Origin of the sequence: Streptomyces toyocaensis, from assembly GCF_000725125.1 — a bacterium.
Classification (GTDB): Bacteria; Actinomycetota; Actinomycetes; order Streptomycetales; family Streptomycetaceae; genus Streptomyces; species Streptomyces toyocaensis.
This window is the reverse complement of the sequence record NZ_JFCB01000020.1, coordinates 54,649-67,953: the sequence shown is the minus strand read 5'-3', so window position 1 is coordinate 67,953 and position 13,305 is coordinate 54,649. Positions and strand designations below refer to the sequence as shown.

The 13,305-nt window shown below is 71.7% G+C and carries 10 protein-coding genes; 7 read left to right on the top strand and 3 right to left on the bottom strand.

Annotation, left to right across the window (positions count from 1 at the left end):
- Positions 1 to 7: 7 nt before the first annotated feature.
- From BU52_RS21210 to narI, 7 genes are all read left to right on the top strand, one after another.
- Positions 8 to 1,045: an Acg family FMN-binding oxidoreductase gene (locus BU52_RS21210; protein WP_063830018.1), complete on the top strand. Its 1,038-nt coding sequence runs from the start codon at positions 8 to 10 to the stop codon at positions 1,043 to 1,045.
- A 120-nt stretch (positions 1,046 to 1,165) separates the two neighbouring features.
- Positions 1,166 to 2,413 (top strand): MFS transporter, encoded by a 1,248-nt coding sequence (locus BU52_RS21205; protein WP_037936748.1) that lies wholly within the window; start codon positions 1,166 to 1,168, stop codon positions 2,411 to 2,413.
- Between the two features lie 27 nt (positions 2,414 to 2,440).
- Entirely contained in the window at positions 2,441 to 2,914 is a 474-nt protein-coding gene (locus BU52_RS21200) for a hemerythrin domain-containing protein (protein WP_037936746.1), read from the top strand.
- A 252-nt stretch (positions 2,915 to 3,166) separates the two neighbouring features.
- A complete protein-coding gene (locus BU52_RS21195) occupies positions 3,167 to 6,850 on the top strand; it encodes a nitrate reductase subunit alpha (protein WP_037936870.1) in 3,684 nt (1,227 codons plus the stop codon).
- Between the two features lies 1 nt (position 6,851).
- Positions 6,852 to 8,552, top strand: a complete 1,701-nt coding sequence (gene narH, locus BU52_RS21190; protein WP_037936743.1) for a nitrate reductase subunit beta — start codon at positions 6,852 to 6,854, stop codon at positions 8,550 to 8,552.
- Positions 8,549 to 9,217, top strand: coding sequence for a nitrate reductase molybdenum cofactor assembly chaperone (gene narJ / locus BU52_RS21185; RefSeq protein WP_037936741.1), 669 nt, complete (start codon positions 8,549 to 8,551; stop codon positions 9,215 to 9,217). The genes narH and narJ overlap by 4 nt, the downstream gene beginning before the upstream one ends.
- Positions 9,214 to 9,981 (top strand): respiratory nitrate reductase subunit gamma, encoded by a 768-nt coding sequence (gene narI / locus BU52_RS21180; protein ID WP_051858412.1) that lies wholly within the window; start codon positions 9,214 to 9,216, stop codon positions 9,979 to 9,981. The genes narJ and narI overlap by 4 nt, the downstream gene beginning before the upstream one ends.
- A 42-nt stretch (positions 9,982 to 10,023) precedes the next feature.
- Here narI and BU52_RS21175 read toward each other — a convergent pair whose 3' ends face one another.
- The 3 genes from BU52_RS21175 to BU52_RS21165 all read right to left on the bottom strand — a co-directional run bounded on the left by BU52_RS21175 (position 10,024) and on the right by BU52_RS21165 (position 13,244).
- A complete protein-coding gene (locus tag BU52_RS21175; RefSeq protein WP_037936738.1) occupies positions 10,024 to 11,229 on the bottom strand; it encodes a serine hydrolase domain-containing protein in 1,206 nt (401 codons plus the stop codon).
- A 227-nt stretch (positions 11,230 to 11,456) separates the two neighbouring features.
- Positions 11,457 to 12,659, bottom strand: coding sequence for a globin domain-containing protein (locus tag BU52_RS21170; protein ID WP_037936735.1), 1,203 nt, complete (start codon positions 12,657 to 12,659; stop codon positions 11,457 to 11,459).
- 75 nt (positions 12,660 to 12,734) lie between these two features.
- Complete coding sequence (locus tag BU52_RS21165) at positions 12,735 to 13,244, bottom strand: nucleotide triphosphate diphosphatase NUDT15 (RefSeq protein WP_037936733.1); 510 nt, start codon at positions 13,242 to 13,244, stop codon at positions 12,735 to 12,737.
- Positions 13,245 to 13,305: the final 61 nt, after the last annotated feature.

Sequence of the window (13,305 nt, the reverse complement as noted above, 5' to 3'; positions counted from 1 at the left end):
AGCCACGATGCACACCGACAAGATCGACGCCCTCGCGCTGGAGACGCTGCTGGCCGCGGCGGTGGCGGCGCCGTCGATCCACAACACGCAGCCCTGGCGCTTCGGCTTCGACCTGAGCACCCGGGCGGTCACGGTCCACGCCGACCGCAGCCGGTCCCTGGCCCTGGCCGACCCGGAAGGGCGGGCCATGTACCTGTCCGCGGGCTCGGCGGTGTTCAACCTGCGGGTCGCCGCGGCCCACCTCGGCTGGCAGCCCGTGCCCCACCTGCTGCCGGACCCGTACGACCCCGGACTGCTCGCCACCGTGCAGCTGACCGTCCCCGCCGGCACCGCGCCGGGCTACCGCACGCTGTACACGGCCGTCTCCCGGCGCCATTCCAGCCGCATGCCGTTCACCGGCCGTCCGGTGCCCGAGCCGGTCGTCGCCGACATGGCCGCCGCCGCGCGGGCCGAGGGCGCGCACCTGTACGTCCCGGACATCGTCCACACCCGCCGGCTGCTGCGGGTGACGTCGGCGGCCGAACTGCGCAACACCGCGGACGAGGCGCGCACGGCGGAGAGCCGCGCCTGGATCGCCCCGCCCGGATCGAGCCCCTACGGCATCCCGTTCACCACCTCCCGCCCGCTCGACGCCGCCGGACGCATGCCGATGCGTGACTTCACCGGCAGGGCGCCCGCGCCCGGGCGGCCGCGGCTGCGGTTCGAACGGCACGCCCAGGTCGCCCTGGTGTGGACCGTCGGCGACCGGCCGCGTGACTGGCTGCTGGCGGGTCAGGCCCTGGAACGGGCGCTGCTGGTGGCCACCGTGCACGGGGTGCGGACCTCGCTCCTGCACCAGGCCATGGAGTGGCCGGACCTGCGGGCGGCGATGCGGGTCCCCGCGGCCAAGTGGTGCAGCCCGCACGTGCTGATCCGCTTCGGTTACGGCCCCGATACCCGCGGAACGCGGACGCCCAGGGCCGCGGCACGCCCGGCCGACCGGCCGGTGCCGCGCGCCGTTCGGGCCTCGCAACCGGGACCGCCGGACCCCGGCACGAAGGACTGACGGCCCAACGCGTGCCGGCGTCCCCCGGCCGATAGTGGTCGTGGGACGCCGGCACAGAGCCCGGGTACCCGCGGCACCGACGTGTTACGGGCCGCACCGCGAACAGGGAGGACGGGCGGCATGCTCCAGCCGTCGAGCACTACGAATCGAGCACCGCGACCCGGTGCGGCCGTGACCGGCCGGGCCTGGCTGATGCTGGCCCTGGCCACGGCCGGGTTCGCCCTGAACTTCTGGGCCTGGGCCCTGCTCAGCCCTCTCGCCCCCCGGCTCCAGGACTCCCTGGGCCTGTCGTCGTTCCAGCAGTCGCTGCTGGTGGCCGTGCCGGTGATCGTCGGCTCCCTGGGCCGCATCCCGGTCGGCGCCCTCACCGACCGGTTCGGCGGACGGGTGATGTTCCCGCTGGTCTCCGCGGCCACCATCGTGCCCGTGCTCTACCTGGGTCTGGCCGGGCACTCCTCGCTCCCCGCGCTGCTGGCCGGCGGCTTCTTCCTCGGGATCGGCGGCACCGCGTTCGCCGTCGGCGTGCCGTTCGTCAGCGCGTGGTTCCCTCCCGAGCGCCGAGGCCTGGCCATCGGGATCTTCGGAGCCGGCATGGGCGGTACCGCGATCAGCGCGCTCACCACGGTCAAGCTCGTCGACGCCAACGGAATGGCCAACCCCTTCCTCATCACCGCCGGGGTGCTCGCCGTGTACGCGGCCGTCTCGGCCCTCCTGCTGCGCGACGCCCCCGGCCGGACCGTGCCGACCGAGCCACTGGCCCGCCGGCTGACCGCCACCTTCAAGCTGGGCGTCACCTGGCAGGCATCCGCCCTGTACGCGGTGGCCTTCGGCGGCTACGTCGCCTTCTCCGTGTACCTGCCCACCTACCTCAAGACCGGTTACGGGCTCACCCAGGCGGACGCGGCCAACCGCATGGCCGGGTTCGTGCTGCTGGCCGTGGCCATGCGGCCCGTCGGCGGCTGGCTGTCGGACCGCATCGGACCGGTGCGGGTGCTGAACGGCGCACTGGCCCTGGTGGCCGCCGGCGCGGTCGTGCAGGCGTTCACCCCGTCCCTGGCACCCGTCGGCACCCTCGCCTTCCTCGCCATGGCCGCCGCGCTCGGCGCGGGCAGCGGCGCCGTCTTCGCCCTGGTGGCCCTGCTGGCCCCGGCGAACAAGGTCGGATCGGTCACCGGCGTGGTCGGCGCGGCCGGCGGCCTCGGCGGCTTCCTGCCCCCGCTGGTGATGGGCGCCCTGTACGGCACGTACGGCTCCTACGCCTGGGGCCTGATCCTGCTGGCCCTGGTGGCCGCGGCCGCGCTGGCCTACACCGGGACCGTCGTCCGCCGCGGCATCGACCGCCGGGACCCCGCCGCCCAGCCGCACTGACCTCTCACCGCGTCAAGGAGTCACATCATGTGCGAGTACTGCGGCTGCCAGTCGCTCACGGCGATCGACGAGCTCACCCGCGAGCACGACGAGGTGGTGCACCTGATCAGCCACGTCCGTGACGCCCGTCGCGACGGTGACATCGGCCGGATGGCGGAACTGGCCCGCCGGATCGGCGAGGTGCTGGAGCCCCACACCGAGGTGGAGGAGCACGGGCTGTTCCCCGCGCTGGCCGACGAGTTCCCCGAGCAGCTGGCCGCCCTGGAGGAGGAGCACCGCCGGATCGAGGCCGTGCTGGCGGAGGCCGGGGCGGGCACGCCGCGGGACGCCACCTGGCCGGACCGGCTGATCCGGACGCTCGACCTGCTGCGCCTGCACATCCTGAAGGAACAGGACGGCGTCTTCCCGGCCGCTCTGGCGGCGCTGTCCACCGAGGAGTGGGAGGCGGTCGAGGCCGTGCGCGCCCGCGCCGGCACCCGCATGGAGCAGCCGGCCGGGTGAGACGGGCCCGCTCCGGTCGCCCGCTCCACCTCCCGGACGGCGTGAAAGGAGGGTACAAAGGGACTCGCGGTCGAAAAGTTGCTCTGTCTCCGCATATCTGTCCGGCAGTCAGGTAAGGCGAGCCAGTGCGTACGACGGCCGGGGCCCGAGTGGCATCCCGCGGGCGCGCGGCGTCCGGGAAGGAGCGGCGGAGTGAGCACGGAGGCGAGCCCGGCACCGGGAACGGCGGGCCGGGCGGAGAACCCCCCGGGGATGGACGGTGAGGTGGCTCAGGCACTGGTCCGCTCACGCCGCTTCTTCACACGGGCCGAGGTGTCCGGGGACCTGCGCTCGATGCACCGCAAGGGCGGCCGTCAGGCGGACGAGTTCTACCGCGACCGCTGGTCGCACGACAAGGTGGTGCGCTCCACCCACGGCGTCAACTGCACCGGGTCCTGTTCCTGGAAGGTGTACGTCAAGGACGGGATCATCACCTGGGAGGCCCAGCAGACCGACTATCCGTCCGTCGGCCCGGACCGCCCCGAGTACGAGCCGCGCGGTTGCCCCAGGGGAGCGGCCTTCTCCTGGTACACCTACTCGCCGACCCGGGTCCGCTACCCCTACGTCCGCGGTGTGCTGCTGCAGATGTACCGCGAGGCCAAGGCCCGGCTGGGGGACCCGGTGGCCGCCTGGGCGGACATCGTCTCCGACCCCGAGCGCTCCCGCCGCTACAAGCGGGCACGCGGCAAGGGCGGCCTGGTCCGGGCGACCTGGGCCGAGGCGGCGGAGATGGCCGCCGCCGCCCATGTGCACACCATCAAGCACCACGGTCCGGACCGGCTGGCCGGGTTCTCCCCGATTCCGGCCATGTCGATGGTCTCCCACGCGGCGGGGGCCCGGTTCTACTCCCTGCTCGGCGGGGTGATGCTCTCCTTCTACGACTGGTACGCCGACCTGCCCGTCGCCTCGCCCCAGGTGTTCGGCGACCAGACCGACGTACCGGAGTCCGGGGACTGGTGGGACGCCGGATACCTGATCATGTGGGGCTCCAACCTCCCGGTGACCCGCACCCCGGACGCCCACTGGATGGCCGAGGCCCGCTACCGCGGCCAGAAGGTGGTGGCGGTCTCCCCGGACTACGCGGACAACGTGAAGTTCGCCGACGAGTGGCTGGCCGCGCAGCCCGGCACGGACGGCGCGCTGGCGATGGCCATGGGGCACGTGGTCCTCAAGGAGTTCTTCGTCGACCGAGAGACCCCCTACTTCGCCGACTACGTCCGGCGGTTCACCGACCTTCCCTTCCTGGTCGCGCTCGACGAGAGCGAGGACGAGCCGGGCACGTACACGCCGGGCAAGTTCCTCACCGCCTCCGACCTCGGCGGCGAGCACGCCCGGGCCGAGAACGCCGACTTCAGGACCGTGCTGCTGGACGGCGCCACGGGCCTGCCCGTGGTTCCGGGCGGCACCCTCGGCGACCGCTTCGGCGAGTCCGGCGCCGGCAAGTGGAACCTCGACCTCGGTGACGTGCGCCCCCTGCTGTCCGCCGAGGGCGGCGACGAGCCGCCCGCCGTCGTCGGCCTGCCCCGCTTCGACACCCCGGACGGCGGTGCCGCACGGCTGCGCCGCGGAGTACCGGTGCGCCGGGTGGCCGGACGGCTGGTGACCACCGTCTTCGACCTGTTGCTCGCCCAGTACGGCGTGGCCCGCGAGGGACTGCCCGGGAACTGGCCCGCCGGCTACGACGACCCGGACGAGCCGTACACCCCGGCCTGGCAGGCCGCGATCACCGGAGTGGACGCCGACCGGGCGGCGCGGATCGCCCGGGAGTTCGCCGCCAACGCGGAGGACTCCCGAGGCCGCTCCATGATCATCATGGGGGCCGGGACCAACCACTGGTTCCACTCCGACACCATCTACCGCGCGTTCCTCACCCTGACCACCCTGACCGGCTGCCAGGGCGTCAACGGCGGCGGCTGGGCGCACTACGTCGGTCAGGAGAAGGTCCGTCCGATCACCGGCTACTCGGCGATCGCCACGGCCTCCGACTGGAACCGTCCCGCCCGCCAGATGATCCAGACCGCCTACTGGTACCTGCACAGCGACCAGTTCCGCTACGACCCGTTCTCCGCCGACACCCTCGCCGCGGCGGGCGCCGGCGGACCGTTCGCCGGGAAGAGCACGGCGGACGTCATCGCCGCCTCGGCCCGGATGGGCTGGATGCCCTCCTATCCCACGTTCGACCGCAACCCGCTGGACCTCGTGGACGAGGCCGAACGCGAGGGCAGGGCACCGGCCGACCACGTCGTGGACGAACTGAAGTCCGGGCGGCTCAGGTTCGCCGGCGAGGACCCGGACGCGCCGGAGAACTTCCCCCGGGTGCTCACCGTGTGGCGGGCCAATCTGCTGGGCTCGTCGGCCAAGGGCAACGAGTACTTCCTCAAACACCTGCTGGGCACCGACTCCTCGGTGCGGGCCACCGAGGCCCCGCCGGACGCCCGCCCGCGCGACGTGGTCTGGCGCGACGAGGCACCGGAGGGCAAGCTCGACCTGCTGCTCACCCTCGACTTCCGCATGACCAGCACCACCGTCTTCTCCGACATCGTGCTGCCGGCCGCGACCTGGTACGAGAAGTACGACCTGTCCAGCACGGACATGCACCCCTTCGTGCACTCCTTCAACCCGGCGATCGCCCCGCCCTGGCAGACCCGCACCGACTTCGACATCTTCCACACCCTCGCCAAGGAGTTCAGCCGCCAGGCCGCCGGCCACCTCGGCGTGCGCAAGGACCTGGTGGCCGCGCCGCTGCTGCACGACACCCCCGACGCGCTGGCCACCCCGCACGGGCGGGTACGGGACTGGAAGGCGGGGGAGTGCGAGCCGGTTCCGGGCCGCACGATGCCGAAACTGATCACCGTGGAGCGCGACTACGGTGCCGTCGCCGACAAGATGGGCGCCCTCGGCCCCCTGCTGGACTCCCTGGGCGCCACCACCAAGGGCGTCACCTTCAAGGTCGACCGCGAACTGGAGTACCTGCGGCACAAGAACGGCACCGTGCGCGGAGGAGTCGCGGACGGCCGCCCCTCGATCGCCCGCGACTCCCACGCCTGCGAGGCGATCCTCGCCCTGTCCGGCACCACCAACGGCCACCTCGCCACCCAGGGGTTCCACACCCTGGAGGCCCGCACCGGCACCCGGCTCGCCGATCTGGCCGCCGAGCACGAGGGCAAGCGGATCACCTTCGCCGACACCCAGGCCGCCCCGGTCCCGGTCATCACCTCACCCGAGTGGTCCGGCTCCGAGACCGGCGGGCGGCGCTACTCGCCCTTCACCGTCAACGTCGAGCGGTCCAAGCCCTGGCACACCCTCACCGGCCGCCAGCACTTCTACCTCGACCACGACTGGATGACCGCTCTGGGTGAACAACTGCCCGTGTACAGGCCACCGTTGAACATGCATGCGCTCTTCGACGAACCGCGTCTCGGCGAGACGGGCGAACTCGGCGTGACGGTGCGCTACCTGACCCCGCACAACAAGTGGTCCATCCACTCCGAGTACCAGGACAACCTCTTCATGCTGTCCCTGTCCCGGGGCGGTCCGACCATCTGGATGAGCACCCAGGACGCGGCGAAGGTGGGAGTGCGGGACAACGACTGGATCGAGGCCGTGAACCGCAACGGCGTCGTCGCAGCCCGCGCGGTCGTCTCGCACCGCATGCCCGAGGGAACCGTGTACATGTACCACGCCCAGGACCGGCTCATCGACGTGCCCCGCACCGAGACCACCGGGCGGCGCGGCGGCATCCACAACTCCCTGACCCGGCTGCTGATCAAACCCAGCCACCTCATCGGCGGCTACGCCCAGTTGAGTTACGCCTTCAACTATCTCGGACCGACCGGCAACCAGCGCGACGAGGTCACCGTCATCCGGCGCCGTGCGAACCAGGAGGTGGAGTACTGAGATGCGCGTCATGGCCCAGATGGCGATGGTGATGAACCTCGACAAGTGCATCGGCTGCCACACGTGCTCGGTCACCTGCAAGCAGGCGTGGACGAACCGCACCGGCGTCGAGTACGTGTGGTTCAACAACGTCGAGACCCGGCCCGGCCAGGGCTATCCGCGCCGCTACGAGGACCAGGAGCGGTGGCGGGGCGGCTGGGAGCTGAACAAGAAGGGCCGGCTCGCCCTCAAGGCGGGCGGCCGCTTCAAGAAGCTGATCACCATCTTCGCCAACCCCGTCCTGCCGTCCCTGGACGACTACTACGAGCCCTGGACGTACGACTACGAGACACTGACCAACGCCCCGCTGCAGGACCACACCCCCGTCGCCCGCCCGAAGTCCCTCATCTCCGGCAAGGACATGAAGATCTCCTGGTCGGCCAACTGGGACGACGACCTCGGCGGATCGGCGGAGCACGGTGAGAAGGACGTGCTGCTCAACGAGGTCTCGGAGAAGATCAAGCTCGAGTTCGAGCAGACCTTCATGTTCTACCTGCCGCGCATCTGCGAGCACTGCCTCAACCCGTCCTGCGCGGCGTCCTGTCCCTCCGGCGCGATCTACAAGCGCGAGGAGGACGGCATCGTCCTGGTCGACCAGGACCGCTGCCGGGGCTGGCGGATGTGTGTCACCGGCTGCCCGTACAAGAAGGTGTACTTCAACCACCGCACCGGCAAGGCCGAGAAGTGCACCTTCTGCTTCCCGCGCATCGAGGTCGGCCTGCCCACCGTCTGCTCCGAGACCTGCGTCGGCCGGCTGCGCTACATCGGCCTGGTCCTCTACGACGCCGACAAGGTGCTGGAGGCCGCCTCCACCCCCGACGACACCGGCCTCTACGAGGCCCAGCGGCAGGTCTTCCTCGATCCGAACGACCCCGAGGTGGTCGCCGCGGCGGAGCGGGCGGACATCCCGCGGGACTGGATCGAGGCCGCCCAGCGCTCCCCGATCCACGCCCTCATCAACACGTACAAGGTGGCCCTGCCGCTGCACCCGGAGTACCGCACCATGCCCATGGTCTGGTACATCCCCCCGCTGTCCCCGGTCGTCGACGCGGTCCGCGACACCGGACAGGACGCCGAGGACCACCGCAACCTCTTCGCCGCCGTGGACGCCCTGCGCATCCCCGTCGACTACCTCGCCCAGCTGTTCACCGCCGGCGACCCCGCGCCCGTGGACGCGGTGCTGCGCCGCCTGGCCGCCATGCGCGCCTACATGCGCGACATCAACCTGGGCCGCGAGCCCGACGCCTCCATTCCCGAGGCCGTCGGCATGGGCGAGGAGCAGATGTACGACATGTACCGGCTGCTGGCCCTGGCCAAGTACGACGAGCGGTACGTCATCCCGACGGCGCACGCCGAGCAGGCCCACCAGCTGGAGGAGCTGGCCACCGAGTGCAGCCTCGACTACGAGGGCGGCCCCGGGATGGGAGGTTCCGGCCCCTTCGGTGAGGCGTCCGGCGGCGCCGCGCCCATCGCGGTGGAGAACTACCTCGCCCTGCGCGACCGCCAGCTCTCCGACACCCCGGCCACCCCGGCCGACAAGGGGACCCGCGTCAACCTCCTCAACTGGGACGGCAAGGGCAGCCCACCCGGCCTCTTCCCGCCCGGCGACGGGGACCGTCCCGGCAGCCCCGACAGCGGCGGGGAGGTCGAACCCAAGCCATGAGGAACAAGTTCAGGCTCAGGCCCGCGCACCGGACCCAGCCCTGGCACACGTACGCATGGCAGGTCCAGTCCCTGCTCCTGGGCTATCCCGGCGAGGAGCACACCAGCCATCTGTCCCTGGCCCGGCGGACGGCCCCCGCGCTGCCCGCCGCGGTGGGCGGACCTCTGCTCCGTTTCGTCGACCGCGCCGAGGAGGCCGGCACCGAAGCCTTGGCCGCCGCCTATGTCGCCACCTTCGACCACCGCAAACGCTGCTGCCCGTACCTCACCTACTACGCCCACGGCGACACCCGCAAGCGGGGCCTCGCCCTGGTGCGCCTGAAGCAGACCTACGCCAGGGCCGGCTGGCGGCTCACCGACGACGAACTGCCCGACCACCTCGCCGTCGTGCTGGAGTTCGCCGCCACCGACCCGGAGACCGGCCTGCGCCTGCTCACCGAGCACCGGGCCGGACTGGAGCTGCTGCGCCTCGCCCTGCTCGACGACCGCGCTCCCTGGGCGGACCTGCTGAGCTCCGTCTCCGCCACACTGCCCGCGCTCGCCGGTGACGAGCGCGACGCGGTCGCCCGGCTCGCCGCCGAGGGCCCGCCCGAGGAACAGGTGGGCCTCGACCCCTACGCGCCGCCCCAGTACATGCCCGCACCGTCCGCCGGAGGCCCCCGATGACCGCATCCGCGCAGTATCTCCCCCTGGCGGTGGAGTCCGGCACCGGCGGCATCCTGCTGTGGGTCGCGCTGCCGTACGTCAGCCTCGCGGTGTTCGTGCTCGGCCACATGTGGCGCTACCGCTACGACAAGTTCGGCTGGACCACCCGCTCCTCCCAGCTTTACGAGCGCCGTCTGCTGCGCATCGGCAGCCCGCTGTTCCACTTCGGCATCCTCTTCGTGCTGCTCGGCCACATCGGCGGTCTGCTCATCCCCGCGAGCTGGACGGACGCCGTCGGCATCAGCGAGCACACCTACCACGTTCTCGCGGTCGTCGTCGGCACCATCGCAGGCGTCTGCACCGTCGGCGGACTGGCCATCCTGATCTACCGGCGGCGCACCGTCGGCCCGGTCTTCTCGGCCACCACCCGCAACGACAAGGCCATGTATCTCTCTCTGGCCGTCACCATCGGGCTGGGCCTGGCCGCGACCGTGGCGGCGAACATCGTGGGCGGCGGCTACAACTACCGGGAGACCATCTCCCCCTGGTTCCGCTCCGTCTTCTACCTGCGACCCGACGCGGACCTGATGACCGGCATCCCGGTCCTCTTCCAGCTCCACGCCGTGAGCGCCCTGCTGCTCTTCGCGGCCTGGCCCTTCACCCGGCTCGTCCACATGCTCACGGCGCCCCTCGGCTACCTGACCCGCCCCTACATCGTCTACCGCAGCCGCGACACCCAGCTCGGCAGCCGCGCCCCGCACCGGGGCTGGGAGCGCATCAGGTAGCGCTCCGGCCGGGTGGGTGCCCGGCCGGAGGGGCCCGGTGGCTCAGTCGCGGGTGACCTGCGGCGCGATGTCCTCGGTGAAGGACCCGGTGACGGCGGCGCGCCGGGCGGCGGCCGCGCCGGAGCCGCAGAACGAGGCGTCCAGGGTGCCGCCGAGGGTGGCGTTCACGGTTCCGTTGTTGGAGGTGTTGGCCAGGGACGTCATGCTGCGGGCACCGTCGCCGGTGGTGAAGGCGTAGGTGTAGTAACCCTGGACGGTGCCGGTGTGGCCGTAGACGGTGGTGCCGCACGAGAGCTTCCGGCCGCGCAGGCCCAGCCCGTAGGACTGCTTCCCGTCCGCGGTGACCGGCACCATGGTGGTCATGTCCTCGAGCTGTTCGGCGGGCAGCAGCTTCCCCGACAGCAGCGCGGAGAAGAAGCGGTTGAGGTCCTTGCCGTTGGAGATGACCGCTCCCGCGGACTGGGCCCAGGAGACGGTCTGCTCGGTGGAGTCGACCAGCGGCAGGGTGGTGTCGTCCTGGCGGAGGTAACCACGCGCGTACGAACCGGAGAGGGTCGTCCGCGGGTGGACGTAGGAGGTGTTCCTCAGCCGCAGTGGCGCGAAGATGCGCTCCTGGTAGTGGTCGGCGACGGGGGTGCCGGTGACGTGCTCGATGAGCAGGCCGAGCACGACGAAGTTGGTGTTGGAGTAGCTGTAGGCGGCGCCCGGCGCGTTGTTCAGGGGGCGTGCCGTGGAGAGGCCGATCAGTTCCTGGTAGCCGAAGACCTTGTTGCGGACCGCCTCGAAGCCAGGGACGGTGTTGTAGAACATGTCGTTGGTGTAGTCGTAGAGCCCGCTGCGGTGGCTGAGCAGATGACGGACGGTGATGCGGTCGTCCGGGAGCGGCTCGGGCAGGTAGCGGTTGGCCGGGGCGTCGAGGTCGACGCGTCCCTCGGCGACGAGCTGCAGCAGCACCACCGCGGTGAAGGTCTTGGTGACGCTGCCCACGCGGAACCGTCGCCCGGTGTCCATCGGCGTGTGGGCCGCGGTCTCCGCCTCGCCGGTGGCCACGTGATGGCTGGTGCGGCCCTCGTCGATCCGGGTGAAGGCTCCCGGGGCTCCTTGCGTCAGGGCCGTCCTGTGGACGGCGCTCACGGCGGCGATGTCCGGGGCGGGCAGGGAGGTGCCGTCGGCGAGGGCCGGAGGGGCCGCCAGCGTGACGATCAGGGTGGAGCCGGCGAGCACCATGCTCACGTCTTTGATCCGCATCCGCGTCTTTTCTCTGTGTGGGGGACCGAGAAGTGTCCGCGACCCGTCCGAAAGAGACTCAACTCACCTTGTGCACAAGGCAGTCGGGTGAGTCACCGGGGGCGGGGCGGCAACGCTCGCATCGTAGTGCACCGGCACCGGCGGCATGCCTGTCGGACGGGATCGGCCGTGTCGTGGCCCTCATGCGGAAGGCGGGCGGCCCGAGGGCGCCCGCCTTCCGTCCGGTGCTACTTGCTCAGCCAGAGATCCGGGCCGAACACCTCGTAGTGGATGTCCTTGGGGCTGACTCCCCGGCCCAGCAGGTCACCGCGGACGGCGCGCATGAAGGGAAGCGGCCCGCACAGGAAGGCGGTGACGCCCTCGGGCAGGGGCAGCCGGGCGACGTCTGTCAGGCCCTTGTTGACATGGGGCGCCGCCGGCTCCTCCGGCTGTTCGTACCACAGGTGCAGCGTGCCGTTCGGAAGCCGGCTGACGAGGTCGTCCAGCTCCAGACGGTGTGCGTGGTGGGCGGGGGAGCGGTCGGCGTGGACGACGGTGACGTGCCGCCGGGCCGAGGCGTCGGCCAGGTGGTCCAGCATCGACAGCATGGGCGTGATGCCGATCCCGGCGGAGGCGAGGAGCAGGGGACCGTCGCCCTCGGGGAGCACCAGGTCGCCGAAGGGGCGGGACACCCTCACGATGTCGCCCGGGCGGGCATGGGCGTGCAGCCAGGACGACACCTCACCCTCGGGGATGCGGCCGTCGGCGGAACGCTCGCGCTTGACGGTGATGCGCCAGGTCTTGCGGGCGGGGGCCGTGGAGAGGCTGTACTGGCGTATCTGCCGTGCTCCGTCCGGCAGTTCGATCTGGACGCTGACGTACTGGCCGGGGGTGAACGGCTCGGTGGGCAGCCCGTCGAGGCGGCGCAGTTCGAAGGAGGCGGTGTCCAGGGACTCCTCGACGCGCTCGGCGATCTCCATGTCGCGCCAGACGGCGCCGTTGTCGACCCCCGCCTCGGCGTACAGCCGCGCCTCCATGGCGATGAGGGCGTTGGCCATGAGCCAGTACACCTCGTCCCAGGCGGCCGCCACCTCCGGGGTCACCGCGTCGCCCAGGACCTCGCCGACGGCGCCCATCAAGTGCCGCCCCACGAGGGTGTACTGATCGGGCGTGATGCCCAGCGAGGCGTGCTTGTGGGCGATGCGCCCGAGGACGGCGTCGGGGCGCTCGCCGGGCCGTTCCACCAGGGTGCCGGCGAACGCCGCGACGGCGCCCGCGAGGGCTTCGCGCTGTGCCCCGCTGGCCTGGTTGCCGCGGTTGAAGAGGTCGCGCAGCAGTTCCGGGCGTTCCTCGAACATGCGGCGGTAGAACAGCTCGGTGATGGAGCTGAGGGAGGCCCCGACGGCCGGGAGGGTGGCTCGGACGACGGGGACCGACTGGGTGGAGAGCATCCGCTGGCTCCTTGACTGGGTGTTCGGTGATCGCGCGCACCACCATGCTAGATAATTGGTATTCCAGATGCGTATTTAAGACGGTGTGATCTTCGCGACGTCGCCCGAGACCCGGTAGTGACGCACGCCGGCCGCCCCGCGGCGACCGGCCTCGGGCCACAGGCAGTCGAGCACCGAGGCGGACGGGCCGAACAGCGCGGAGGGCACCGCGTCGCGCGCGAACCACTCCCAGCGCACGATCTTGTCGGGTTCGGTCACCGCGGGCGCGCCCGCCGCCGCCTCGGTGACGGCCGCGGCCGTCACCCGGGTCAGGCCCCGGAGGCCGTCCACGACGACCGCCAGCACCCGTACGGCCGTCGCGGGCACCGAAAGCCCCGTCTCCTCCGCCAGTTCGCGCGCGGCCGCCGTCTCGAAGTCCTCCCCGGGATCCACCTTGCCGCCCGGAAGTTCCCACCGGCCGTCGTGCCCCAGACCGAGCAGGACGCGGCCGGCGGGGTCGAGGACGGCGAGGCCGACACCGGTCAGGCTGTGGGGAGTGGGCCGGGCACGTTCGGGGCGCTCCGCGCCCTGTTCCTTCGTGTTCACCGGGCCATTCCACACCGCGGGCGCCCGCTGCGCCGACCGCCCACCCCCGCGGGGGAATCGC

Bases quoted from the DNA above. Each gene is read 5' to 3' on its own strand.
- BU52_RS21170 (WP_037936735.1), bottom strand. From the start codon at position 12,659: ATGCTCTCCACCCAGTCGGTCCCCGTCGTCCGAGCCACCCTCCCGGCC.
- narI (WP_051858412.1), top strand. From the start codon at position 9,214: ATGACCGCATCCGCGCAGTATCTCCCCCTGGCGGTGGAGTCCGGCACC.
- narJ (WP_037936741.1), top strand. From the start codon at position 8,549: ATGAGGAACAAGTTCAGGCTCAGGCCCGCGCACCGGACCCAGCCCTGG.
- BU52_RS21175 (WP_037936738.1), bottom strand. From the start codon at position 11,229: ATGCGGATCAAAGACGTGAGCATGGTGCTCGCCGGCTCCACCCTGATC.
- BU52_RS21195 (WP_037936870.1), top strand. From the start codon at position 3,167: ATGGACGGTGAGGTGGCTCAGGCACTGGTCCGCTCACGCCGCTTCTTC.
- narH (WP_037936743.1), top strand. From the start codon at position 6,852: ATGCGCGTCATGGCCCAGATGGCGATGGTGATGAACCTCGACAAGTGC.
- BU52_RS21210 (WP_063830018.1), top strand. From the start codon at position 8: ATGCACACCGACAAGATCGACGCCCTCGCGCTGGAGACGCTGCTGGCC.
- BU52_RS21200 (WP_037936746.1), top strand. From the start codon at position 2,441: ATGTGCGAGTACTGCGGCTGCCAGTCGCTCACGGCGATCGACGAGCTC.
- BU52_RS21205 (WP_037936748.1), top strand. From the start codon at position 1,166: ATGCTCCAGCCGTCGAGCACTACGAATCGAGCACCGCGACCCGGTGCG.